Annotated in this window: 23 protein-coding genes; 14 read left to right on the top strand and 9 right to left on the bottom strand. The window is 65.0% G+C overall.

Translation table 11 applies throughout. The features are described from left to right. The first annotated feature begins 84 nt into the window (after positions 1 to 84). Genes ACYJ11_RS03050 through ACYJ11_RS03040 form a run of 3 tightly spaced genes read left to right on the top strand, consistent with a single transcriptional unit; the run spans position 85 to position 2,236 of the window. Entirely contained in the window at positions 85 to 849 is a 765-nt protein-coding gene (locus ACYJ11_RS03050) for a hypothetical protein (protein WP_461646674.1), read from the top strand. A 51-nt stretch (positions 850 to 900) separates the two neighbouring features. Continuing rightward, positions 901 to 1,668 (top strand): Nif3-like dinuclear metal center hexameric protein, encoded by a 768-nt coding sequence (locus tag ACYJ11_RS03045; RefSeq protein ID WP_461646673.1) that lies wholly within the window; start codon positions 901 to 903, stop codon positions 1,666 to 1,668. 4 nt (positions 1,669 to 1,672) lie between these two features. Further along, positions 1,673 to 2,236 (top strand): SprT-like domain-containing protein, encoded by a 564-nt coding sequence (locus ACYJ11_RS03040; protein WP_461646672.1) that lies wholly within the window; start codon positions 1,673 to 1,675, stop codon positions 2,234 to 2,236. Here the strand turns inward: ACYJ11_RS03040 and ACYJ11_RS03035 are convergent, their stop codons facing one another. Together ACYJ11_RS03035 and ACYJ11_RS03030 are read right to left on the bottom strand one after the other, a co-directional pair. Continuing rightward, on the bottom strand, positions 2,237 to 2,566 hold the full coding sequence (locus tag ACYJ11_RS03035) for an AzlD domain-containing protein (RefSeq protein ID WP_170097155.1): 330 nt from the start codon (positions 2,564 to 2,566) through the stop codon (positions 2,237 to 2,239). After that, entirely contained in the window at positions 2,556 to 3,248 is a 693-nt protein-coding gene (locus ACYJ11_RS03030) for an AzlC family ABC transporter permease (protein ID WP_461646671.1), read from the bottom strand. The genes ACYJ11_RS03035 and ACYJ11_RS03030 overlap by 11 nt, the downstream gene beginning before the upstream one ends. A 133-nt stretch (positions 3,249 to 3,381) precedes the next feature. Between ACYJ11_RS03030 and ACYJ11_RS03025 the strand changes: the two genes are divergently transcribed. The 3 genes from ACYJ11_RS03025 to ACYJ11_RS03015 all read left to right on the top strand — a co-directional run bounded on the left by ACYJ11_RS03025 (position 3,382) and on the right by ACYJ11_RS03015 (position 6,028). Beyond that, complete coding sequence (locus ACYJ11_RS03025; protein WP_461646670.1) at positions 3,382 to 4,389, top strand: deoxyhypusine synthase; 1,008 nt, start codon at positions 3,382 to 3,384, stop codon at positions 4,387 to 4,389. Between the two features lie 117 nt (positions 4,390 to 4,506). Then, positions 4,507 to 5,508, top strand: a complete 1,002-nt coding sequence (locus ACYJ11_RS03020) for a glycerophosphodiester phosphodiesterase (protein WP_461646669.1) — start codon at positions 4,507 to 4,509, stop codon at positions 5,506 to 5,508. Between the two features lie 16 nt (positions 5,509 to 5,524). Next, positions 5,525 to 6,028 carry an MGMT family protein gene (locus ACYJ11_RS03015; RefSeq protein WP_461646668.1) on the top strand — a complete coding sequence of 168 codons (504 nt, stop codon included), beginning with the start codon at positions 5,525 to 5,527 and terminating at the stop codon, positions 6,026 to 6,028. Here the strand turns inward: ACYJ11_RS03015 and ACYJ11_RS03010 are convergent. Both ACYJ11_RS03010 and lonB read right to left on the bottom strand, forming a co-directional pair. Beyond that, positions 6,025 to 6,846 (bottom strand): lysostaphin resistance A-like protein, encoded by an 822-nt coding sequence (locus tag ACYJ11_RS03010; RefSeq protein ID WP_461646667.1) that lies wholly within the window; start codon positions 6,844 to 6,846, stop codon positions 6,025 to 6,027. The two genes, ACYJ11_RS03015 and ACYJ11_RS03010, sit on opposite strands and share 4 nt — an antisense overlap. Further along, positions 6,847 to 8,973, bottom strand: coding sequence for an ATP-dependent protease LonB (gene lonB, locus ACYJ11_RS03005; RefSeq protein ID WP_005537692.1), 2,127 nt, complete (start codon positions 8,971 to 8,973; stop codon positions 6,847 to 6,849). It lies immediately after the preceding gene. A gap of 170 nt (positions 8,974 to 9,143) precedes the next feature. Between lonB and ACYJ11_RS03000 the strand changes: the two genes are divergently transcribed. The 5 genes from ACYJ11_RS03000 (at position 9,144) to ACYJ11_RS02980 (ending at position 15,746) form a co-directional block, all read left to right on the top strand. Next, positions 9,144 to 9,710: a nicotinamide-nucleotide adenylyltransferase gene (locus ACYJ11_RS03000; RefSeq protein WP_005537695.1), complete on the top strand. Its 567-nt coding sequence runs from the start codon at positions 9,144 to 9,146 to the stop codon at positions 9,708 to 9,710. Beyond that, on the top strand, positions 9,710 to 10,486 hold the full coding sequence (locus ACYJ11_RS02995; RefSeq protein ID WP_461646666.1) for an SAM hydrolase/SAM-dependent halogenase family protein: 777 nt from the start codon (positions 9,710 to 9,712) through the stop codon (positions 10,484 to 10,486). Before ACYJ11_RS03000 ends, ACYJ11_RS02995 begins: the two co-directional genes overlap by 1 nt. Before the next feature lie 79 nt (positions 10,487 to 10,565). Continuing rightward, positions 10,566 to 13,034, top strand: a complete 2,469-nt coding sequence (locus ACYJ11_RS02990) for a DUF5059 domain-containing protein (RefSeq protein ID WP_461646665.1) — start codon at positions 10,566 to 10,568, stop codon at positions 13,032 to 13,034. Between the two features lie 439 nt (positions 13,035 to 13,473). Then, entirely contained in the window at positions 13,474 to 14,310 is an 837-nt protein-coding gene (locus ACYJ11_RS02985; protein ID WP_461646664.1) for an endonuclease III domain-containing protein, read from the top strand. Positions 14,311 to 14,432: 122 nt separating this feature from the next. Next, positions 14,433 to 15,746, top strand: a complete 1,314-nt coding sequence (locus tag ACYJ11_RS02980; RefSeq protein WP_461646663.1) for an MFS transporter — start codon at positions 14,433 to 14,435, stop codon at positions 15,744 to 15,746. 111 nt (positions 15,747 to 15,857) lie between these two features. On the opposite strand, the gene ACYJ11_RS02975 is transcribed toward ACYJ11_RS02980, so the two are convergent. Both ACYJ11_RS02975 and ACYJ11_RS02970 read right to left on the bottom strand, forming a co-directional pair. Beyond that, complete coding sequence (locus ACYJ11_RS02975; protein WP_461646662.1) at positions 15,858 to 16,889, bottom strand: aldo/keto reductase; 1,032 nt, start codon at positions 16,887 to 16,889, stop codon at positions 15,858 to 15,860. A 93-nt stretch (positions 16,890 to 16,982) separates the two neighbouring features. After that, positions 16,983 to 17,411 (bottom strand): disulfide bond formation protein B, encoded by a 429-nt coding sequence (locus ACYJ11_RS02970; RefSeq protein WP_188974618.1) that lies wholly within the window; start codon positions 17,409 to 17,411, stop codon positions 16,983 to 16,985. A 117-nt stretch (positions 17,412 to 17,528) separates the two neighbouring features. Between ACYJ11_RS02970 and ACYJ11_RS02965 the strand changes: the two genes are divergently transcribed. Then, positions 17,529 to 17,831, top strand: a complete 303-nt coding sequence (locus ACYJ11_RS02965; RefSeq protein WP_421642128.1) for a hypothetical protein — start codon at positions 17,529 to 17,531, stop codon at positions 17,829 to 17,831. A gap of 21 nt (positions 17,832 to 17,852) precedes the next feature. Here ACYJ11_RS02965 and hpt read toward each other — a convergent pair whose 3' ends face one another. After that, entirely contained in the window at positions 17,853 to 18,401 is a 549-nt protein-coding gene (gene hpt, locus ACYJ11_RS02960) for a hypoxanthine/guanine phosphoribosyltransferase (RefSeq protein WP_421642129.1), read from the bottom strand. Positions 18,402 to 18,516: 115 nt separating this feature from the next. Then, positions 18,517 to 20,040, bottom strand: coding sequence for a phytoene desaturase family protein (locus tag ACYJ11_RS02955; protein WP_461646661.1), 1,524 nt, complete (start codon positions 20,038 to 20,040; stop codon positions 18,517 to 18,519). A 149-nt stretch (positions 20,041 to 20,189) separates the two neighbouring features. Between ACYJ11_RS02955 and ACYJ11_RS02950 the strand changes: the two genes are divergently transcribed. Next, complete coding sequence (locus ACYJ11_RS02950; protein ID WP_461646660.1) at positions 20,190 to 21,254, top strand: Brp/Blh family beta-carotene 15,15'-dioxygenase; 1,065 nt, start codon at positions 20,190 to 20,192, stop codon at positions 21,252 to 21,254. 78 nt (positions 21,255 to 21,332) lie between these two features. Next, positions 21,333 to 22,523, top strand: coding sequence for a GNAT family N-acetyltransferase (locus tag ACYJ11_RS02945; RefSeq protein ID WP_461646659.1), 1,191 nt, complete (start codon positions 21,333 to 21,335; stop codon positions 22,521 to 22,523). 7 nt (positions 22,524 to 22,530) lie between these two features. On the opposite strand, the gene ACYJ11_RS02940 is transcribed toward ACYJ11_RS02945, so the two are convergent. Next, positions 22,531 to 23,910 carry a hemolysin family protein gene (locus tag ACYJ11_RS02940; protein WP_461646658.1) on the bottom strand — a complete coding sequence of 460 codons (1,380 nt, stop codon included), beginning with the start codon at positions 23,908 to 23,910 and terminating at the stop codon, positions 22,531 to 22,533. Positions 23,911 to 23,924 lie beyond the last annotated feature (14 nt).

The raw sequence follows: 23,924 nt of genomic DNA, 5'->3' as shown, positions 1-23,924 counted from the left end.
TCGGACCGCCGTGGCCGTCGCCACTTGCTCGGCATCCGACACAGCAAGTAGTCTTTTAGTGAACAGACCATTTCTTTTTCGAGCATGGACCAGCTATCGTCGTGTTACTTCTGTGGCGGCGCGCTCGATGTCTCACTCTCTGAATATCCGATTATCCCGAAATCGCTGGACCCGGAAGCCGAGAAACAGGGGACCGTCGTCCTCTGCTCGACCTGCCGGGAGAAGCTCGCAACCATCGTCGAACCGGCCGTCGAGGCGGCGAAGGTGGACGCCCGCGAGACAGCGGAAACGGCTGGCGATGCTGGGACAACGGAGTCGCCGGGACTGCTGGACGAATCCGAGACACCGACGACTGACGACCCGCTGACCGACGAGCCGACAACCACCGACAGCGTGGTTGAAACGGCCGATGATGTCTCGCTGCTGGGTGACGATAGCGCGAGCGCGGCGGGACAGGAACAGTCGTCGCAATCACCGGAAAATGAGGACACGGCTGCGGAGTCCGATTCGACGAACGCGGCGGCGGACACCACGGACAGGCAAATGGCGGAACCGACTGCGTCGAGTGGCTCGGCGGCCAGAACTGAGAGCGGAGACACCGAACGTGGTTCGGACAGCGACGACAACTATGGCAGCGACGACAGCCCCTCGCTGACGAAACTGGAGTACAACAAAGTGATGCGCTTGCTCCAGAACCGCGAGATGCCAGTCGACCGTGCGGAGATCCGTGAAGTCGCGGTCAACGCCTACGACATCGACGGTGAGCAGTTCGACGCCATCATCGACGCCGCGGTGGACCGGGACCTCATCGGCCAGGAAAACGGCCAGTTGGTCGAATCGAACGGGTAGCCAGACGCCGGTAGAGAAAAGCATACCACCGGCCGTCTCGAAGCCCGCGCTATGAACGCCGGAGACATTGCGGCACGTCTTGACGAGAGACTCGATATCGAGGCTTACGCCGACATCGATGCCAGTCCGAACGGCCTCCAGGTCGGGCCGGCGAGCCAACCGGTCGAGCACGTCGCCTTCGCGGTTGATGCGGCCGTCGAGACTATCGACCGCGCCGACGAGGCGGGCGCAGACCTGCTCGTGACCCATCACGGCATCGTCTGGGGCGGGATGGAGCGCGTGACCGGCACCAACTACCGCCGCGTCGCGCCGCTAATCGACAACGACCTCGCGCTGTACGTCGCCCACCTCCCGCTCGACGGACATCAGTCGCTCGGCAACGCTGCCGGCGTCGCGGACCTGCTGGGGCTCGACAACCGTGCGCCGTTCGGATCGATGGGTGGCGAGTACATCGGCCAGCGTGGAACGCTCTCGGAGCCACAGACGGTCTCCGAACTCGCAGGTTCGCTCGAAGGCAATATAGACACTGGCGGACAGCCGGTTCAGGTACTGGACTTCGGGCCGTCAACCGTCGAGGATGTCGCCGTCGTCACCGGTAGCGGTGTCGACTGGCTTCAGGAGGCAGTCGAAACGGACGCCGACGTACTCATCACCGGCGAGGGGAAACAGAAGGTCTTCCACGAGGCACGCGAGCAGGGAATCCACGTCATTCTCGCTGGCCACTACGCGACGGAGACGTTCGGCGTCCAGTCGCTCCAGACCGTCGCCGAGGACTGGGAACTGGAGACGACCTACATCGACTGCCCGACCGGCCTCTGAGGCGATGGCCGAGGGCGTTTCGTTCGAGGGTATTAGGTCAGATACGGACCTCATCGCCTGGTCGCGGGAGTACTGCCGGCGAGTCCGCCGCGAGCAGGGCGTCTCGGTTCGGTTCGACCTCGTCGACTGGGAGGTGTCCCATCGAGCCAAGCGACGGGCCGCTGCTGTCAAGCGGCCGAAGCTGGACGACGCCGCCGTCGGCGAGCGATACGACTGGGACAGTGTCGGCGGAAGCGACGGCCGTCCGCTCCCGTGTACCGTGTCGCTGACCTGGGACGCGTTTTCGGCCTTCGACAGGGACGCCTGGGAAGCGACGCTGCGCCACGAACTCATCCACGTCGAGCAGTACCAGCGCGACGGGACGACCGACCATGGCCGGTCCTTCCGAAAGCGGGCCGCGCAGCTCGATACTGATATCCACTGTCCGGCCTTCACCGACCCGAAGCACGTCCTCACCTGCACGGCGTGTGGTGACCTCGTCGCCCGCCGCTATCAGGACTGCAAGCTCGTCGAGCAACACGAGCAGTACCGGTCTGACTGCTGTGGGGCCTCGCTGGAGCTGGGCTGACTACAGCAGGAACCTGATGGCCCAGAGGACGCCCATGCCGGTCACCATTGTCGCGAACACGTCCTCGGTCCGCCAGGCGACACCTGCTGCGAGCGCGCCGGCAACGAACTTGTCCGCGGCGAAACTACCGGCATCGAGGGTCACGAACGACGGGAGGACAAGCGCAGCGAGGACGGCGGCGGGGACGAACCGCAACACCCGCTCGACGACCGGCGGAATCTCGTCGAGCCGACCGAACAGCGCGATGAAGGAGAGCCGACAGGCGTACGTCAGCACGCCGATGACGGCGATGACGCCAGCAATCTCGACCGGGCCGTAGTTAGTCGCCATCGGTCCCTCCCGTGGCGGACTCGGTGAGCACGCCGGCAGTGATACCAACGCCGGCCGCGACGAGCAGTCCGAGATTGAGCGGGAAGCCAGCGCCGACCACGGCGATGGCACCGCCGACGACGGCAGCGACGGCGGTCGCCGCGTCTTCGATTGCCGGAACCAAAATCGCGAGGAAGACGAGCGGGATAGCGAATTCGAGGCCCCAGGCGTCGGGGATGCCGGTGCCGAGCAGTGCTCCCACGACAGTCGTGACCTGCCACACCACCCAGAGCGTCACGGCGACGCCGAGGTAGTACCACTTCCGTTCCGTCTCGCTGTCGGACCGGTAACTGGCGACCGACAGCGCGTACGCCTGATCGGTCAACACGTAGGCGAGGACGGCTTTCCACCGGCTGGTGAACTCACGGAAGTACGGCGCAATCGATGCCGAGTACATCAGCAATCGGAGGTTGATGACGACTGCCGTCGCAACGACGACCGTCAGCGGTGCGTTCTGTCCCAGCAGTTCCAGCGCCGCGAGCTGTGATGCGCCGGCGAAGACGACCACAGACAATCCGACTGCGGCTGGCAGCCCCAGCCCGGCGTTAACCGTCGCGATGCCGGCAACGAGGCCAAACGGGATAATCCCCAGTAGAAGCGGCGCAACATCGCGAACGCCGCGCCGAAACGAAGCGGTATCCATAGCGTCCCATCCAACGCAGGGGTGTCTAAGCCCTCCGTTTCAGCGGCGGTATGTGATTATCAACCAATGTATAGCCCGTATCCACCGTGACGAACCACGACGTTGAAACCCGCCCGCGCTCGACTGCACAGCAATGAGCGACCACACCGACGAGCGAGAGACGTTCCATCACGACCCTATCGGGCACGCGGAGGCCCGGGCCGGAATGACGGTCGGTGAACTGGCTGATAGCTACGGTGAGGCCGGCATCGGCGCGAGCGACATTCACGAGGCCGTCGACATCTACAGCGAGATGCTCGACGACGATGTGACGACCTTTTTCGGACTCGCCGGCGCGATGGTCCCGACCGGGATGCGGGCTATCGTCAGCGAACTCATCCGCGACGGCCACATCGACGTGCTCGTCACCACGGGCGCGAACTGCACCCACGACAGCATCGAGGCCATCGGCGGCAAGCACCACCACGGCGAGGTGACGCCCGAAGGGCAAACCGAGCGCGAACACGACGAGACGCTCCGGGATGAGGGCGTCGACCGCATCTACAACGTCTACCTGCCACAGGAGCATTTCGCCCTGTTCGAGAACCACCTCCGGGACGAGGTGTTCTCGACGCTGGAAGACGAAGGAGCGGTTTCGATCCAGCGCATGACGGAGGAACTGGGCCGGGCCAACAGCGAAGTCAACGAGCGCGAGGACGTGCCCGAGGACGCCGGCGTGCTGGCGGCGGCCTACGAGAACGACGTGCCGGTGTACTGCCCGGCGTTCCAGGATTCGGTGCTGGGCCTGCAGGCGTGGATGTACTCACAGACCAGCGAGTTCACGGTCGACGCGCTAGCGGACATGACACAGATTACGGACATCGCCTACGAGGCCGACAGTGCCGGCGCGATGGTCGTCGGCGGCGGCGTCCCGAAGAACTACGTCCTCCAGACGATGCTGGTCTCTCCCGATGCCTACGACTACGCCGTCCAGTTGACGATGGACCCCTCGAACACCGGCGGTCTCTCCGGCGCGACGCTTGACGAGGCCCGCTCGTGGGGGAAACTTGAAAAGGACGCCCGGAATGTCTCGGTGTATGCTGACGCGACGATTACACTCCCACTGGTCGTGGCCGCGGCCCGCGAGCGGCACAGTTCGTAAGCCTGTGGACTCGGCCGCATACGGCTACACGCCTGACCGTTGGAACACATTTCTACTGAGAGGCATATACTCCTCATATAAACGGTCTTTCACGACCGCTCGGCAGCCGTACCTAGTATGTCACAGTACATCGGTCGGCGGACGTTCGTCGAAGGGACGGCGGCGACGCTGGCGAGTTCCGGGATTGCAGGGAGCACGACGGTACAGGAATCGGATGCCGGTGAGACCGACACCGATGACGGCACTGACACCGGGGGCGATGGAATGACCGACGACACGACGCTCATCGCCCACCGCGGGTTCGCCGGCGTCTACCCGGAAAACACGGAACTGGCGGTCGAGGCCGCTTCGTTCGGCGGGCCGGGAGCCCAGACGGCCCACCGGCGCGCCGACATGGTCGAGGTCGATGTCGTGCCGACCGCCGATGGCACGCTCGTCACCTTCCACGACAACGGACTGGCCGAACGCGACGGCGGCGAGCGCGGGCTGACAGACACTGAGGGACTCGTTTTCGAGACCGACACGGATACTGTGACAGGCGCGACTGTCTTGGGGACCGAAGAAACGGTCCCGACGCTTGAGACCGTCATGGACGCGATTCCACCGAGCGTCGCTGTCAATCTGGAGTTCAAGAACCCCGGGAGCGACGACCTCGCGTTCGCCGAGTCGCTGTCGGACCGGGCGCTGTCGACGCAGCGAGAGTTGTGGCGACCCTACACCGAGCGCACGCTCGACCTCGTTAGCGAGTACGACAACGACATTCTCGTCTCGTCGTTCTACGAGGCTGCGCTCGCGACTGTCCGCGAGTACGACGACTCAGTCCCCGTTGCCTTCCTCTTCTGGGACAGCATCGAGGAGGGGCTGGAGGTCACCCGCCGCTACGACTGCGACGCGATGCACGTCCCCCGCAACATGGTTCAGGGAACGTCCTTCTTCAACGACGGCGAGTACACCGAGTCCGATCTGAACGACATCGATCTCGTCGACGTCGCCGACGACGAAGACCGAGACCTGAACGTCTGGACGGTCAGTACGTGGTATCAGGCCCGAGAACTGGTCCGGGCTGGCGTCGACGGGCTCATCTCCGACTACCCCAGCGTACTCTCGTTTCAGGACTGACGAACGCCGATGCCGAATGTTGAAGGGGCGACCGGCCGACGACGCTAGTATGGAAGCACCGACCGGGGACGCAGGAATCTACGCCCGCGAGTCGTCGTATCTCGACCGGTACGTCCAGCTTGGAGAGGCCGGTGACCGGATTATCTCGCTGTCGTTTCCGTCTCAGCCAGAGGCCGACGCCGGGGAGGACCACGCGCTGCTCGACCGCATCGACGAGTACCTTCAGGGGGTCGAGGACGACTTCACCGACGTCACCGTCGGCCTCACCGTCCCGACCGACCAGCGCACAGTACTGGAAGCGGTCCGAGAAATTCCGTACGGCGAGGACGCCTCCGTCGCACAGGTCGCGCGCATGACGCCGGACCTGGACGATGACGACGAGGACGACCTCGCACAGGTCCGGGAGGCACTGGCCGCGAACCCCGTGCCGCTGTTGATTCCGGATCATCGGGTTCGGGATGGGCCGAGCGCAGCGCCGCCGCCCGTCGAGCAGAAGCTCCGCGCTATCGAGGATCTCTAAACCCAGAGCCGGTCGACGCCCAGTCCCTCGTGGACAATCAGTTCGAGGGCGTTGACGAGGTAGTGGGCCACGACGACGGCAAGTAAGCTGTTTGTCGCGATGAATAGGCCCGCGAGCGCCAGCCCCAGCGTTCCGGTGACGACGATGCCCACCCGGCCCTGTGCGCCGTGGCCCAGCGCGAAGGCGACAGAGGCAACGATGGCCATCGCCCACGCTGGCGCGTTGAGGCCTGCTACGGGGACGCCGATAGCCGCTGCCCGGAAGAGCAGTTCCTCGACGACAGCGATAACCGGGAGGACGCCGCCCAGCAGGATGACCCAACCGCCGGCCGAGTTCGGAGCGAGCAGTTCTCGTAGCGACTCGTCGAAGGCGACGCCGAAGCCATCGGCCAGCGCGGCGGCGAGTTCGTTGCCCAGCCAGAACCCGACCCCTGCGCCGATACCGATAGCTAGCGCTGGGAGTCCCGTCGAGAGGGAGTCCATGGCGATGCCGAACGCGCTTGCCGGGATTTCGAAGTAGAACGCACCGGCGACCAGCAGGACGCCGAACAGCCCCTGCGTGAACGCGACGTTGGCAAGTAAGGCCCCTGTTGAGAGGTCACTCGGCGCGAGCGTATCCTCCATTTGCCGCCGCTGGGCCGCTGCCCGCCGGGTCTCGAAACGCGGGATGGTCGGGTCGCCGTCGGGCATCGAGACGCCGTCAGCTGTGGAGGAAACGCCGCCGTCGGGCCGTACGGCTCCCTGCGAGAGCCGTGCGAGACCGAGAAGTGCGGTTAAAAGAAACCCCGTCAGGCCGACGAACGCGGCCCACTCGGGCATTTATTGGGGACTTGGACTGCCGCTCTGTCGGCCGACCTCGTGGTCGAGTGCCTTGCCCGTGATGGACTTGAGGCGGTCGACCAGCGAGTCCTTCTCGGCTTCGCCGGCGAGGGCGACCTCGAGGACCTCTGAGATGTGCGAGACCGGAATGATCTCGATCATGTCCTCGTACTCGTCCTCGATCATCACGTCCTGCGTGTTCGCTTCAGGAATGATGACCGTATCGAGGCCGGACTTGGCGGCCGCCTCGATCTTGTGCGTGACGCCGCCGACCGGGAGCACGTCACCCCGGACCGACAGCGAGCCGGTCATGGCGAGGTTCTGCTTGATCGGGACGTTTTCTATCGCGGAGATAACCGCGGTGGCGACGGTGATAGAGGCGGAGTCGCCGTCGACGCCGCCTTCACCGGCCTGGACGAACTGGATGTGAACGTCTTTCTCGGAGATGTCCTCGTCAGAGAACTTCTTGATGATCGCCGAGACGTTCTGAACGGCTTCCTCGGCCATCTCCTTGAGCTGTCCAGTGGCGATAACCTGGCCAGGACCCTGTGACGGGCTGACCTCGGCCATCACGGGGAGGACGATACCGCTGTCCTCGCCCATGACGGCGAGCCCGTTGACACGGCCGACTACGTCGCCTTGATTGACGGTGAGCTCGTAGTCCTTGCGGCGCTCGATGTAGTTGTCCGCGAGCTGTTGCTCGATGGATCGGGAGCGCCGTTTGGCCTGCAGCACGTCCGCTCGCTCGGTGCGGTCACGGTCCTCGGCGCGGGCAATGTCGCCGGCGACGCGGACCAGTCCGCCAAGGTCACGGAACTTCAGGCTGAGGTGGCCTTTGCGGCCGGCGCGACGCCGGGCTTCCAGGATGAGTTCCTGGACAGCCTCCTCGGTGAAGTGCGGGAGCCGACCGTCGTTTTCGACCTCCTGGGCGATGAACCGGGCGTACTTCCGTCGCATCTCGGGGTCGTCCTCGATGGTGTCGTCCATGTACACCTCGTACCCGTACCCCTTGATACGGGACCGCAGTGCGGGGTGCATGTTCTCCATCGCGTCGAGGTTCCCCGCGGCGATCATGATGAAGTCACAGGGGACGGGCTCGGTCTGGACCATCGCGCCCGAGGAGCGCTCGGACTGGCCCGTAATGGAGAACTCGCCCTCCTGAATGGCCGTCATCAGCTTCTGCTGGCTGCGGATATCGAGCGTGTTGATCTCGTCGACGAACAGCACGCCCTTGTTGGCCTGGTGGATCGCGCCGGGTTCGACGCGGTCGTGGCTCGGCGTCTCCATCCCACCGGACTGGAAGGGGTCGTGGCGAACGTCACCCAGCAGCGCGCCGGCGTGGGCACCCGTGGCGTCCTCGAACGGCGCGGTCTTCTGGTTGGCGTTGTTGACCAGCAGGTTCGGGATCATCGCGTCGCTGCCACGCGAGCCGTAGCGGAACGCGAGATAGATGACACCGGCCGCGAGAATCCCCAGCAGGACTTGCTGGACGAGGATCAGGGCGTAGCCGATGACGATGGCGATGATGATCCACATGAGGAAGGTTCGCATCTGGTTGCGCTTGCGGGCCTCCTCCTTGTGGGCCTCGACGATCTGTTCCCCTTTGCCGCCGGGGACGGTGCGAACTTTCGGCTCATTGCCGTCGTCGGGATTGTGGTAGACAAGAACGTCCTGCAGTTCCTCCCGTGGGAGCAACTGGGACATCGCCTTCGCCAGCATCGACTTCCCCGTCCCGGGGGAGCCGATCATCATCACGTGGCGGCGCTGCTTGGCCGCCTTCTTGATCACGTCACGGGCGTGGTCCTGCCCGATAACCTGGTCGACGAGTCGGTCTGGCACTTCGATGTCGGCGGTCGAATCGATTTCGAGACCGCCGAGGAGATTTTCCTCGTCTCCGTCCAGTTCGGACTCGCCGTCAACTTGGACATCGCTTCCGAGTGTCGTTTCGGACGTTTCTCCCTCGCCCCATCGGTCCTCTGAGGGGTCGGATGGCTCGTCGGCTGAGGGGTCAGAGGCAGGCTCGTCGGGGTTCTGTTTGGCCCCGTTGGTCGACGCCTCTTCCTCCCCAGCGTCGGATGCCTCCCGGTCAGGGTCGGGAGTCGCGTCGGTGTCGGTGTTGTCGCTCATACAAACGTTGCTAACATACTCACGGAAGGCCTGTCGACTGATATACTTTCTCCCCGTGTCGGTTGTTGCAACACCCCTAAAACCGCAGTACAGCGCCCGAATTGGGTGGGGCTGTATTTCCGTAGTACCGCGTCGTCGGGTTTATCAAACCACCACACCCACTGGGGAATATGCGTGGGTTCTACATCGGTCGCTTCCAGCCCTACCACAACGGCCATCACTCGATGGTCGAGCGGATTTCGGAGGAAGTCGACGAGCTCGTTCTGGGTATCGGAAGCGCCGACGATTCACACACCACACACGACCCCTTTACCGCCGGTGAGCGGATCATGATGATCACGAAGGCCGTCGCGGAGTACGACCTGACGACCTACGTCGTGCCCCTGGAAGACATCAATCGCAACGCTGTCTGGGTGAGCCACGTCGAAAGCATGTGTCCGGACTTCGACGTGGCGTACTCGAACAATCCGCTGGTGGTCCGCCTGTTCGAGGAGGCCGGCATCGAGGTCCGTCAGTCGCCGATGTTCGACCGCGACCGGCTGGAGGGCAGCGAGATCCGCCAGCGGATGATCGACGACGAGTCCTGGCGTGACCGGGTCCCGTCGTCAGTCGTGGAAGTCATCGAAGAGATTCACGGCATCAAGCGGCTCCAGCACGTCTCCGACAGCGACTCGCTCGAACGGTACGCCGCCACGGGCGAATCAGTCCCCGAATCGCTCGACGACCTCGACGACTGATGATTACGCTGAGTTCAGACTTCGGGTCTCCCTACCCGGCCGCGATGAAAGGCGTCATCTGTCAGGCGACCGATGCGCGTATCGAGGATATCGCCCACGATTTTCCACGGCAGGACGTGCGAGCAGCGGCCTTCTGGCTCACGCAGACGCTCCCGTACTTCCCGCCGGCAGTTCACTGTGTCGTCGTCGACCCGGGCGTCGGAACCGATAGGGACGCTATCGTCGTCCGCACGGGCGACCATGCGCTCGTGGGCCCGGACAATGGCGTCCTCCTGCCGGTCGCCCGTGAACTGGCTGCAAACGAGAACGACGCCCCGGACGCGTTCGAGGTGTTCACCTGGGCCTACGACGACCCGGCGAGTACGACCTTCCACGGGCGGGACGTGTTCGCGCCCGCCGCGGCGGCCGTCCACGACACCGGCGTCGACAACCTCCAAACCCGGCCCGAAACCACCCCCACCGACGACTACGTCGACCTCCAGTTCCCGGCGGCCGCGGTCGAGGGTGACGGAGCGACCGGCGAGGTCCTCGTCGTCGATGACTTCGGGAACGCTGTGACGAACGTTCCCGGCGAGTTCCTCGCGAATCAGTTCGGCGCGACGGTCGCAGTCGACGGGGTCGAGGCCCCAGTCCGCCGAGCCTACGCCGCCGTCGACCGAGGTCAGCGACTCGTCACCGTCGGCAGCCACGGGAACGTCGAACTCGCCGTCAACCGCGGCCGCGGCGACGAAGCGTTCGGCGTCAGTACCGGGGACGCTGTGGACCTGTCGCTGTAATAACCAGTCACTGTCTGGCGGTTTAGGGACACCAAAAGATCGGTGGGCTTAAGTCTTTTAGGCGAACCTAATCGTCTGTATGCCACAGAGACGTGACTTGCTGAAGACGGTGGGGATCGCTGCGACGGGACTGCTCGCCGGGTGTCCAGGGGTGGGGTCGTCCGACTCGAACACGGCGTCAGCTGATACCGAAGCACCGACAGAACAGGCAACGACCGCGGAAACCGACGATAGCGGCGAAAGCAGCGTCTCGGTCGGACCGATGACTGCTGTCGCGAGTGAGTGGAATGTCTACCGGGCGCGGCTGTACGACGCTGTCGCGCTGGGCCGGGCCGGCGCACCCGGTGCAGGGGCGAGTGTCGCCCAGAGCGTTTTCGCCCGGTTCGAAGGCGCGTCCGGTGAGTACGGGGCCCACGAACAGCTTGAATCTACATCCGAGTCAGCATACGAGGGGTTCGAGGATGCCCTCGGGGCGGTCCAGTCGTCGCTGTCAGAGGGCGACGTGTCCGGGGCCGCCTCGGCCGTAGACGAGGCGTCGGGCCACCTCCAGACGGCCCAGCAGGCCGCTGCCGGACAGCAGGCCACCAGAGTGCTGGACCTGCTCTTGCTGGGTAGTCGAGCGAGCAATGCTGCCATGGCTGGGACGCTGGGCGCTTACGAGGGAGCCGCCACTATCGCGGAGGAGACGATGACCGCGTTCGAAGACGCGCTGGTCTACAGCCAGATTGAGGAGGCGGACGCGGAGTCCTACGAAGCCTTCGAGAACGCACTGGCCGGCATCGGTTCCGCCGCGGGCAACGAAGCGGCAAGCGGCGTCACTGAACAGGCCCGTGCCGCGCTCGATGCGACCGTTTCGGGCGCGTACGCACTGGTTCAGGAAGCGTCGGTCGCTGGCGCGGGCCACCTCGCGACGATGCAGGCCCGTGGCTGGGATGCGGCCGCGCTCGCCTCCGCCGGCGGTCCCGGGCAGGCGTACGCGCACACGGTCACGCTGAACAGCTACCGTGCTCGCGTCGCCGACGCAGACTGGCTCGCCGCCAACGATGCGACCGATGCAGCGTCGACCGCCGTCGAGAACGTCTTCGCTCACTTCGAGGGGGCGAACGCACACGACGCGCTGGAGGAGGCCGACGGCGAAGCCTACGAGGCATTCGAGGGCGGGCTGGATGACCTCTCCAGTGCTATCGGGAACGGGAACGCGGATGGTATCGACAGCGCCACCGAAACGGTCGATACGAACCTCGTCACCGGTATCGAAGCGCTGGTCGGCGGCGAGGACGCCCGCGCGGCGCTGGAGTCAGCGTTCTTCCGCGCCCGTATCGCGGACGCCCGCGAACTGTATCGCCTCGGTGACGCCGACAGCGCGGCGACTATCGTCTCGGACGTATTCGCCCGCTTCGAGGAGAACGAACTCGGCTTCCACGAGACGATGGAACACGAGAGCGAGGACCTTTACCACCGCTTCGAGGAAGAGCACCTCACCTCGCTACAGTCGGCTTACGAGAACGACGACAGCGAGGCCGTGGCGACACACCACGACGGAGTCCAGCAGGCCCTGCTCGACTTCGAGTCGGCCCTGTCGACGGCCGTCGCCAGCGGGGCGGAGGCGGACTATATGATCGGCCGGGCCTTCGACGCGGCCGGACTCGCGGCGCTGTCAGAAACCGACCGCGCGGCGACCGTCATTCAGGACACCTTCGCCCACTTCGAGAGCGGCGCGGCGGGCTTCCACGAAGCGCTGGAAGAGGCCGACGAGGAAACGTACGAAAGCTTCGAATCGACGCTTACGGACGTTCGCTCCGCGGCCGAGGACGGCGGGGATGTCACCGCTGCGGCGACGGCGTTCAACGACGAGGCCATCGCGGCGGCGTACGCCATCGCCGGGAGCGCCGGCGGCAACGGGGAGGCCGCGGCAGCCATCGTACAGGACGTCTTCGCGACCTTCGAGGAGGCTCGGGTCCACGAGATGCTGGAGGAGGCGGACCACGACGCCTACGAGAGCTTCGAGGCTGCGCTGAGCGACTACTCGAAGGGACTCACGAACGGCGACGGCAATCCGACAGTGCTTGCGGATGCCACGCGAACCGCGCAGTTCGCCGTTGTCGGTGCTGTCGACAGCGCCCCGAGCGGATCCGGAGGCCACGGCAGCGAGGAGTCCGAAGACACCGAGTCGTCGCTGTCCGGCGGCCCGAACGTCGTCAAGGGCGTTCCCGAGGACGCCGACCACGTCGTCGACATGGAAGCAGTGGCGTTCGCGCCCGAGGAACTCACGGTCAGTGTTGGTGACACGGTCGCCTGGAAACACGTCGGTGGCGAAGCGCACTCGGTCACCGCTGTTGAAGAAGACCTCCCGGAGGACGCGGCGTACTGGGCCTCCGGTGGGTTCGAAAGCGAGTCGGCTGCACGCGAGGGCTGGGAGAACGGCAAGGGGGCCGTTCAGTCCGGCCAGAGTTACGTTCACACGTTCGAAACGGCCGGCGAGCACGCCTACGTCTGCATTCCGCACGAGGCTGCAGGGATGGCTGGCACCGTCATCGTCGAGGAGTAATCGACACCATCTTTTTGGCCCGCCTAGAAACCGGTGGCTTTTTGTGTTTTAGGGTAGCCTAAACAATTGTATGCCGGACGAACAGGCCACATCGAGGCGGGATATTTGTCGCCGTAGCGAGTCGGGTACTGCCGTCCCTGTCGTCCGCGCAAACGCCGCCCGACAGGAGGTGAGAGTCAGGACGTGAGTGTGTACTGACCTGTCAGTCTCGACCATCTTTCGCGGCGACGGCCACCGTGGGCATAGCCCGTCGCCGCACGCCACGAGCTTTTCGTGTCTGTCCCGTGGGCGTCTCGCCCCAAGGACGCCCCATTTCAGGTCCTTTGCTGTGGACCACACTGGAATCACCGATTCTCGCCAGCCGCCGGTATACGCTTCGTCTGCGCTGCGACCGACTTTCGGGACAGGCGTTTTGTCGGTCCCAGCCTTGGCACCCGGTATGAACGACGAGGAACCAGCGGAGAACATCAGCGGCGGGACCGCTGGCGGTGGCCAGTCGGCAACGTTCGACCCGGAGACGGCGGGGACGCGAGCCGAAGCCGTCGTCGACCGTCTCGGCGAGATGTACTGGACGAAGACCTACGGCGGCCGGGACGCCTTCGAGTGCCTCGTCCGGACGATTCTCAGTCAGAACACTTCCGACAAGGCGAGCCAGCCCGCCCACGACGAACTGATGGCACGGTATGGCGGCGATGAAGATGCGACCAGCGAGGGGGACACTGGCGGGACCGACCTCGCCCGTGCGCTGGCCGACGCCGACCAGCCCGAACTCGCTGAAACCATCTCCTCGGCCGGGCTGTACAACCAGAAATCCGAGCGCATCATCGCACTGGCACAGCGCATCTGCGAGGAGTACGGCGGCGAGGCGGGCTTCGACGAGTTCGTCAGAGAGAGCGACCCCGAGGCGGTGCGGTCGACACTGCTCGACATGAACGGTGTCGGTCCGAAGACTGCCGACTGCGTCCTGTTGTTCGCGGGCGGTCGCGGCGGCGTGTTTCCAGTCGATACACACGTCCACCGCATCGCCCGCCGGATGGGACTGGCCCCGGCCGACGCCGACCACGAAACCGTCCGTGAGTATCTGGAGCGCGATGTGCCCGCGGAGAAGTGCGGGTTCGGACACACCGCGATGATTCAGTTCGGCAGGGAGTACTGCTCGGCCAGAAAGCCGGCCTGTCTGGACGACCCCGATGCGTGCCCGCTGGCGGGCCACTGCGATCAGGTCGGCGTGTATCCGGCCACTGATGAGGTCGTCGACCCCTCGGAAACTGTCTGACGCGCTTCAGAGTATACTGTCGGTACGGCCGATGTGTGCTGATCGCTACTTCTTCCCGTTAGAAATTAAACAGAAGTGCGTTTCAGGAAGGATCTTAGTCCCCCGAAATTGACAGCATTCGTATGTTCCGATCGGTATCCGACCGTGGGTTAGTGCGCCGGTACTATCTGTACCGTGCCACGATCGCTGTCGGATTTATCACTCCTGTTTTCACTCTGTTTCTCCTGCGAACGCTGACGTTCACACAGGTTGGTATCCTCTCAGCGACCTACTCAGGGTTATCTGTCGTCGGCGAGATCCCAACAGGCTACGTCGGTGACAGGCTCGGGCGGCGGGCGAGCCTCCTTCTCAGCGTGCTGTTCACCGTTGTCTCCCTCGCGGGCTTCGTTCTCGCGTCGGGTTTCCTCTGGTACGCCTTCCTCTATGCACTGTGGGCGCTGTCGCTGACGTTACGCTCGGGTAGCATGGATGCGTGGCTGTACGATACGCTCACTGAACGACTCGATAGTGGGCAGTTCAGTCATATCCGTGGCCGGGGCGACGCAGTGCAGAAGTGGACTGCAGCGGTATCGATGGTTGTCGGTGGCCTGCTGTACGGGTTGCACCCGAGCTATCCGTTCGTTGCTGCGATCGGTTTCAACAGTCTCGGCTTCCTCAGCCTGCTCTCACTGCCGAAAAATCGCCAGTACGCTGCCCGGGGTGATGACGGGAACTCCGCCGACCGTCTCGATCCACTGGAAACCGTCTCCGTCATCTACACGTATCTGGCTCGACCGCCGCTTCGGGCACTGATCCTGTACATCGGGCTGTTCTATGCCGTTTTGGGCGTTTCCAGCACCTACGTCCAGCCGATGGTCGTCGAGACACTGGGGCCGTACGCCACCGCTATCGGCGTTCAGATTCCTGCCGGTGGTCCGATCGCGGCGGCGCGAGCAGGCGAGGCCGGCGCGGCACTTGCCCTCGGACTGGGGGTGCTGTACGCCGTCCTGACAGCAGTGTCGTCCGCTGGCGGCTACTACGCCGGCACAATTGAGGACCGTCTCGGGGTCCACAGAGCCGTCGTCGTCGTGCCAGTTCTGACGGCTGTCGCGCTCGTGATACCGCTGTGGATCGCGCTTGCGGCACTCCCGGCGTTCGCGACGATGCGAACCGCGAAGCCGCTGGTCCAGCCGATCGCTAACGGATACGTCAATGACCATGTCGAGGCGGTCGGACGGGCGACGTTGCTCTCCGCGGTGTCGATGTTGAATATGCTACTCCGGACGCCACTGGCACTTGCTGCTGGGATGCTGGCGGATGCAACCACGGCGACCACGACAGTCGCAGCGCTTGGCGGCCTGTTTCTCGTCACTGGCGGAGCGGTCTGGCTGTTGGGCGAGATTGCACCTGAGACAGTGGCTGTTTCTGGTGACAGGGCCAGCAAATCAGCGTCGTAAATCTATCAGTAGTCGGCCGAGAATCTTACCGGGCCGCGATTAGATCGAACGCCCCCGGAACGACGAGAGCATCTCCTGACTCCAGCGTGGTTCTGTCAGTTCGTCTCCCAATTACGCTCGGTGGCCCCAGCGCTCGCCGTCCTCGGCGTAGCGGGCGCTCACGATCCGGTTGAACTGCTCGTCGGACAGCGAGATGTCCGTCGCACCGACGTTCTCGTCGAGTTGATCGACGGTGCGGGCACCGACGATGGGGACGCAGGTGAAGTCCGGCTGTTCGATGAGCCAGCGGAGCGCGACCTGGGCGGGGGTGGCATCGAGTTCGTCTGCGACGGCGCGGAGTTCATCGAGGACGTGCCAGCCGCGCTTGGAGAGGTAGAAGTCCTCGAAGCGGTCGGACAGCGAGCCCCGCGAGCCTTCCGGCCCTTCGAAGGCCGTCGGGTCGTCGTCGTCCGTGCGCTCGTACTTGCCCGTGAGGAACCCACCGGCCAGCGGCGAGTACGGACAGACGGCCATGTCCTGGTCGGCACACACATCCAGGTAGTCTTTCACGTCGTCGCGGTAGCCGGCGTGGAACAGGGGCTGTGTCACCTCGAAGCGCTCGTAGTCCTCAACGTCGCTCTTCCAGAGGGCTTTGGTCAGCTGCCAGGCGGCCATCGTCGACGCGCCGAGATGGTGGACTTTCCCCGCACGGACGAGGTCATCAAGCGTCGACAGCGTCTCCTCGATGTCGCTGTGCTCGTCCCAGCGGTGGATGTAGTAGAGGTCGAGATAGTCCGTATCGAGGCGGTCCAGTGTCCCCTCAATCTGGGCGCGGATGTGCTTGCGCCCGAGCCCGGAGTCGTTGGGACCGGGCTCGCCGCGGCCGTCGAAGGGGAAGTACACCTTCGAGGCGATGACGAAGTCCTCGCGGTCGTAATCGTCGAGCCACTCGCCGATGTACTCCTCGCTGGTCCCGTTTGGATTGCCGTAGACGTTGGCGGTGTCGATGAAGTTGATGCCCCGCTCCCACGCCGCATCGAGGAGTTCGTGAGCCTCCTCGCGGTCGGTCTCGACGACGCCGCCCGTTTCCCGGCCGAAGCGCCAGGTACCGAAACACAGCTGTGAAACCGTCGTTCCGGTCGAACCGAGTCTAGTGTACTCCATATCGGAGCCACGTCGGGCAACCCGAAAAAGGGGCGCGGTCCCGGCGAAGGCTGTCCGGTATCGGCCGCTCACTGGCTTTCTTGTTCCCGCGAATCAGAACTGACTGCCAGACGGTCGCGCGGCCGCAGCGACCAGCCCGGTCACAAGTACGAACGCCACCAGCGAGAGGTTCGGCACTGTCAGGCCGAGTACGCGGTACTGAATCTGTGCACAGCTGATCGCCCCGATACCACAGGTCGTCTGGCTCACCTGCAGCCAGGAGTGGTAGGCCGCGATGGCGGCACCCGGCACGGCAAGCGGCAGCGCCGTCCGGATGACACCGGGTCGGCGTTCGATGGCGGCGACGCCGAGAATGACTACCAGCGGGTACATTAGGATTCGCTGGTACCAGCAGAGCCGGCAAGGCGTCAATCCGAGGCCAAGCGAGAGATAGAGGCTGCCGGCCGTCGCAACGGCGGCGACAGCGGTGGCGGCGGCCAACAGGAGCCGAGGTCGGTCGGAGACGAATCGGGAGTCGACCACAGGAAAGCCAGTGTTTGCTGGCGGAAAAAGCGTTCCGAGAATCAGCCCCTTTCTTGGCTCCCGCTTGACCGGAGCGCCAGCGCTCGCTTTTTCAGGCCTGCCGCCGACAGCCAGCGTATGCCCGACGATTCGGACCCCGAGGCGAACCTCGAACAGTGGAAGTCCGCGATGCAGGAAGAGCACGCTGAGGCCATCGCGAACCCTGACCCCGACGAGTCCCACCAGATAGAGGGCGTGGCACAGGTCACATATCGGGTGACATTCGACTACGACGCTGACGAGGACGTACTCGACCGGGCCAGCGCCGAGGAGGTCGACGACCTGACCGACCCCGACCTGCTCTCCTGTGCATGTGGCGTTCGCGGGATGACGCCCGAGGAGGCCCGGGAGCACATGGCCGCCGCTGTCGAGCAGGGGTAACGTCTCGCGGCAGGCGTCGGCTCAGTCGTGGATAGTCACGCCGTCCTGGTCGACCGAGATGTCGAGCAGGCTGGTCACATCGTAGTCGGTGTCGTCGAGCGCTGAGTCGCCCTGTTTCCGGAAGACGACGACGATATCCGAGATGTTCGCCCCGATGTCGTCGAGCGCCTCGCAGATTGCGGCCATCGTTCCGCCCGTCGAGAGCAGGTCGTCGACGATGAGCAGGTCGTCGCCCGCCTCGATGTCGTTGATGAACATCTCCGACTCGGAGTAGCCGGTGGTCTTGTGCAGCGGCACCTCATCCTCAAGGCCGTAGGAACGCTTCCGGATGACCACGAGCGGGATATCCGTCTGCAGTGAGAGCGCGGTCGCGATGTGGATACCCATCGCCTCCGGGGCGACGATCTTGTCCACGTCGAGGTCGGCCGCCCGCGTCACGCCGACGACGACCTCGCGGAGGAGTTCCGGCTCCAGCATCGGGACGCCGTTGCTGAGCGGGTGGACCAGATAGGAGTATCCGTCCTTGTCAATGATCGGGGCCTCGTGTAGCGACTCGCGGAGCTTCTCCATGCCCCCGTTACCTGAAGCGGGACAATAAACTGTTCGAGGCTCCGCCGCGGTGTGTGCAACGGTAGCACGCTGTGATTCGAACGGTTCGCGGACACTTCCCGCACAGCGGGCGGCGTCAGTCCGCCGTCGAGGCCGAGCGGTCCTGCTTCCTCTCGAACGGGCTGTCCTCGATGATGTCCCGGGCGGTGTGTTCGCCGCTGATAAGACACATCGGCATCCCGATGCCGGGCGTCGTGTAAGCTCCGGTGTAGTAGAGCCCGTCGAGGCCGGCGCGGTGGCCGGGGCGGAGCGGTCCGGTCTGGAACAGCGTGTGTGCCAGTCCGAGCGCCGTCCCCTGGGGGTCGCCGTAGCGCTCGGCGAACTCGCTGACACACGCCGTCTCTTCGACGACGATGCGGTCGCGGAGGTCCACGTCGGTCTGTTCGGCGAGGTCGTCCAGAACGAACTCCCGGTACTCCTTGCGGATGTCAGGGCTGTCGTCCAGCCCCGGCGCGATTGGGACCAGAATAACGACGGCGTGGTGGCCGTCGGGAGCGACTGTCTCGTCGGTCTTCGACGTGACCGAGAGATAGTAGGCGGGGTCGTCGGGCCACGCCGGGCGGTCGAATATCTGCTGGAAGTGGTCGTCCCAGTCTGTCGGCAGGACCAGCGAATGGTGGGCAAGTGGGTCCACGTCGCCCTCGACACCGAGATACAGCATGAACGCCGACGGCGCGTACGTCTGGTCGTCCCAGTGGTCCGGGTCGTGGTCGCGAACGGCGGGGTCGAGCAGATTCTGCTCGGTGTATGCGGGGTTGGCGTTACTGACCACGAGGTCGGAAGTGACGACGCCGTCCTCGGTGGTCAGTTCGAACGCCCCCGCCTCGCCGGCGATGTGCTGGACTTCAGTTCCAGCCTGGATGTCGACGCCGAGTTCCCGAGCCAGCGACCCGAGGCCGTCGACGACGCCGGCGATGCCGCCCTCCGGGTAGAACACGTTCATGTTCAGGTCGACATGGCTCATGATGCTGTACAGTGCCGGGGTGTTGTGTGGCGCGCCGCCGAGAAACACAAGCGTGTATTCCAGCAACTGCCGGAGTTTCGGGTGGTCGATGTAGCGGCTGACGTAGTCGTCCATCGACCCGAACAGCCGTGCCCGCGGCGCGAGCGGGAGGAGGTCGGTGTCGACGTAGTCACGCAGCCGTTCGCGGCCCTCGTAGACGACCCGGTCCATCGCGAGGTCGTAGTTTTGCTCGGCTCGGTCGAGATACTCAACCAGCGCGTCGCCGGCTCCGTCCTCGTAGGACTCGAACACCTCGTACGCGTTCTCGCGGTTCGGCCGCATCGTCACGCGGTCGCCGTCCTTCCAGAACACCCGGTACTGGGGGTCGAGCCGCTCCAGTTCGTAGTAATCGCTCGGCTCGCGGTCGAAATGCCCGAAGAAGCGCTCGAACACGTCGGGCATCAGGTACCACGACGGGCCGGTGTCGAACCGGAAGCCGTCGCGTTCAAGCACGCCTGCATGGCCGCCGAGGCGGTCGTGGCGTTCGAGCAGTCGCACGTCGGCCCCGGCGTCGGCTAAGTAGCACGCAGCCGAGAGGCCGCCGAAGCCGCCGCCGACGACGGTCACCGTCCGGTCGCGAGGAAGGCCATCACGCATAGCAGCCGCTAGCGACTATGCCTGAAAAAGGGTTCCTCGGATTCCCAAGACCTCACAACGGATATCTATTCAGTCAATCCATCGGTCTGTTCCCAGTCTGCTGGAATCCATTGCATCGTTTATTGTGAGTATTTCCCTAGGCTCGCGATATGCCCACGACCAGCCTAGGGTCCGTCTGGCAGCGGCATCGGGACACCGACCGCCATCCGTCGCTTTTGCTTTCGCGGGCGAGCCTGCTGGTACTTGCTGTCATTTTCGGTCTCCTCGGCGCTGCCGAGGTCAGAGTCCCGCTCCGGGCCCAGATGGTGGTGTACCTCGTCGGGATGGTCGCACTCAACCTTCCCCACGGCGGGTACGAGCACTTCGAGAACCTCCGTCGCCGCCGCCCCTCATTCCGCTGGCGCTACGTCGCGGTGTATCTGGCGGCTATCGGCGGGTTCGTCGGCCTCTTTCTCGCCGCGCCAGTCGCCGGCCTCGCGCTGGCGCTGACCGTCGCCATGGCGAAGGGGGGCCTCGGCGGCCTGCAGGTGCTGGAGGCTACGAGCGGTACCGACCACCTCCGGACCCGGTTCCAGCGCGGGCTGGCGGCGGCTGTCCGCGGCGGTGCGGTGATGCTCGTCCCCATCGTGTTCTGGCCGCAGACGTTCCACGCGTTTAGTTCGCTGATGGTTGGCCTCGTCGAACCGGGGGCACTTTCGTCGTACGCGGGGTCGTTCGACACAACTCGACTCGTCATCGGGTCGGGCTACGGGCTCGCCCTGACGGCGCACATCGTGCTGGGCTACATACGCGGCGGCGGCCGCTCCTGGCTCGTCGACGCCGGGGAGTCGCTGTTGCTCGCGGTGTACTTCGCATCTGTGCCGGTCCTCGTCGCCGTCGGTCTGTACTTCCCGTTCTGGTACTCCGCCCGACAGGTGGCGCGGACAGCGTCCGTCGAGACAGAGCCGGTCGGCGACGAGCGCTGGGACCTGCTCGGCGGCGCGGACGCCTCGACCGTCGCGTTGCGCGCCTGGATCGTCCTCGTCCTCGGGGCGCTGGCCACTTTTGGCGTCCTCGTCGCCGTCTACTGGGCGTTCCCGAACCCGCTGGGAACAGGCAACCTGCTCCCTGGTGCGGTGGCGTTCTGGAGCATGTTCATCAGTATTGTCGCGCTCCCGCACATCGTCGTCGGGTCACTCCTTGACCGAGACCGGGGTATCTGGTACGTGCCGTGACGACCCACTTCCGAGAAGGACCGCGACGCCGGCCCGCAGATGACTAGGTTTCTGTAGCTGGCGACCGCCTGCAACGATATGTCCGAGTTCCGCCCCGTCCCGGCGACTGACCGCGAAGCCTGCCAGCGGATACTCCAGTACGCGTTCGCGCCCAGCAAGGGGCCTGTAATCCCAGACTCAGACGGCGACTGGCCGCCGTCGCTGTTCGACCAGCGAGGCCTCTACGACGACGACACCCTCCGGGCGGTCTGCAAGCTGTACTTTCTCGACACGACCGTCCGCGGCACGGCGACGGCGGTCGGCGGCCTCGGTGCGGTCGCGACACCGCCGGAGCATCGCGGACAGGGGTACGCTGCTGACCTCTGTCGCCACGCATTGCGCGAGTACCGCGAGGCTGATGTCGGCTTCGTCACTCTCTGGCCGTTTTCGACGCCGTTCTACCACCGTCTGGGATGGGGAACGGCGAACACCTCTCGCCGCTTCGACCTGCCACCGTCGGCGCTCCCGGACGATGACACTGCTGGACAGATGATCAGCCTCGACGCCGACGACTGGGAGCGGCTCCGCCGGGTCGAAACCGCTGCGGCTGCCGGAACGGCGCTCTCGCTCCGGCGCTCGGAAGCGTGGTGGCGCGAGCGGACCCTCGCCGATTGGGACGACGACGGTGTCCCGTACTGCTACGGCTACGAACGCGACGGCGACCTCCGTGGGTATCTCGTGTACACCGTCGCGGACGATGCCGACCACACGCTCTCGGTCTCGAACTTCGCGGCCGTCGACGAGGAAGCCCGCCGCGCGCTGTTCGCGTTCCTCGGGAATCACGGGGCACAGATCGAGCGCGTCACGCTCCAGCTACCGCCTGACACTGACCTCCTCCATCGTGTCGACGACCCCGGTGCGGTCGACTGCACAGTCGAGGCCGGGCCGATGGTTCGGCTCACGGACGTGAGCCACCTCGAACGCCTCGACTGGCCCGGGGGCGATCTCGACTGTACGCTCTCGGTCAGTGACCCGCTGCTCGACCGCAACGACGGTCTGTTCCGTCTGTCAGTGAGCGGTGGGACCGCGACGGTCGACCAGCTTCCATCCGCCGACTCGGCAGCCGATGTGGCCGTCGACATCGCGACGCTCTCCCAGCTGGCCGTCGGTACGCACGGCGTCGCTGCAGCTGAACGCCTGGCTGGTCTTGAGATACACGACGAGGCGGCTCGCGAGCCGTTTACGGACGTTTTCAAGCCCAAATCTGTCTATCTGGGCGAGTTCTTCTGACCGTCACTCACTCGGCCGACAGCGAGTCGTCAGCGTCGCCCTTGCTTATCTCGACCGTCGAGATTCGGGTGCCGTCGACGCTCGTCACCTCGAACACGTGTCCGGCTGCTTCAGCGGTGTCGCCGACCGCCGGCGCGCGGTCGAGCTGACTCAGCACCAGTCCGCCGATGGTTTCAACCGCGTCCATATCGAGGTCGACACCGAGCGCCTCGCCCACTGTCGATAGCGGAACGCCGCCGTCGGCGTCGTACCTCCCGTCGCTCTGCTTGCGGATCGCGTGTTCGCGGCCATCGACATCGAACTCGTCGCGCAGGTCGCCGACGACGGCCTCGACTACGTCCTCGATCGTCGCGATACCCTCCAGCGACCCCCACTCGTCGATGACCGCGGCCATCTGCCGGCGGTCTTGCCTGAACTGCAACAGGAGATCGTTGATCGCTGTCGTCTCCGGGACGACCGGTATCTCGCGGGCGATGTCGCCGGCAGTCACGTTCTCGCTGTCTTCTTCGCCGGCCCGCAACACGTCCTTGACGTCGATGAACCCGACGATCTGGTCGCTGTCGTCGGCGTCGACCACCGGATACCGGGTGTGTCCCTCAGCGAGGACGACCGACCGGATATCCGACAGCGTGGCGTTGGCTGGCACGCTCACAACGTCGGGACCCGGGACCATGACCTCCCGGACGACCGTATCGTCGAGGTCGAACACGCGTTCTATCATGTCGACCTCCGCCGCGTCGATGTTCCCCTCTTCGCCGGACTGAGCAAGCACCCGGCGTATCTCGCGCTCGCCAAGTGTCTCGTCCGTTTCCGACGCCGGTGGGACACCCAGTAATTGCGTAAAGGCGTTTGCCGAGCCGTTGAACACGACGATACCGGGATAGAACAGATAGTAAAGCGGCTTCATCGGCGGCGCGAGCAACAGCGAGAGCCGCTCAGTCCGAGCAATAGCGAACGTCTTCGGCGCGAGTTCACCGAAGACGACGTGGAGGAACGTGATGATGGTGAACCCGATTGCGAACGCAACGACGTGAAGGAGGCTCTCCGGCAGTACCGGGGCGAGGACGGGTTCAAGCAGCGCTGCGACGGCGGGCTCACCGACCCACCCCAGTCCCAGCGAGGCAAGCGTAATCCCGAGCTGGGTCACCGCGAGATAGTTGTCTAGGTCCGCCATCACTGCCTGAAGCGAGCCTGCGCCGGCCCGGCCTTCGTCAGCGAGCTGTTCGACCGATGTGCCGCGAACGCGGACGAAGGCGAACTCGGCGGCGACGAAGAAGCCGTTCAGTCCGACGAGTACGAGCGCGAGTACGAGCTGTGCTGCCGAGAGCGCGAGGTTTACCATCGTACCCTCCGAGCGGAGCGCGTCGGTGTGTGCATACACACCCATCTCCGTCACCGTAC

The sequence above is a fragment of the Haloarcula sp. H-GB5 genome (genome assembly GCF_054850705.1).
This window is presented reverse-complemented; position numbering and strand designations above follow the sequence as displayed.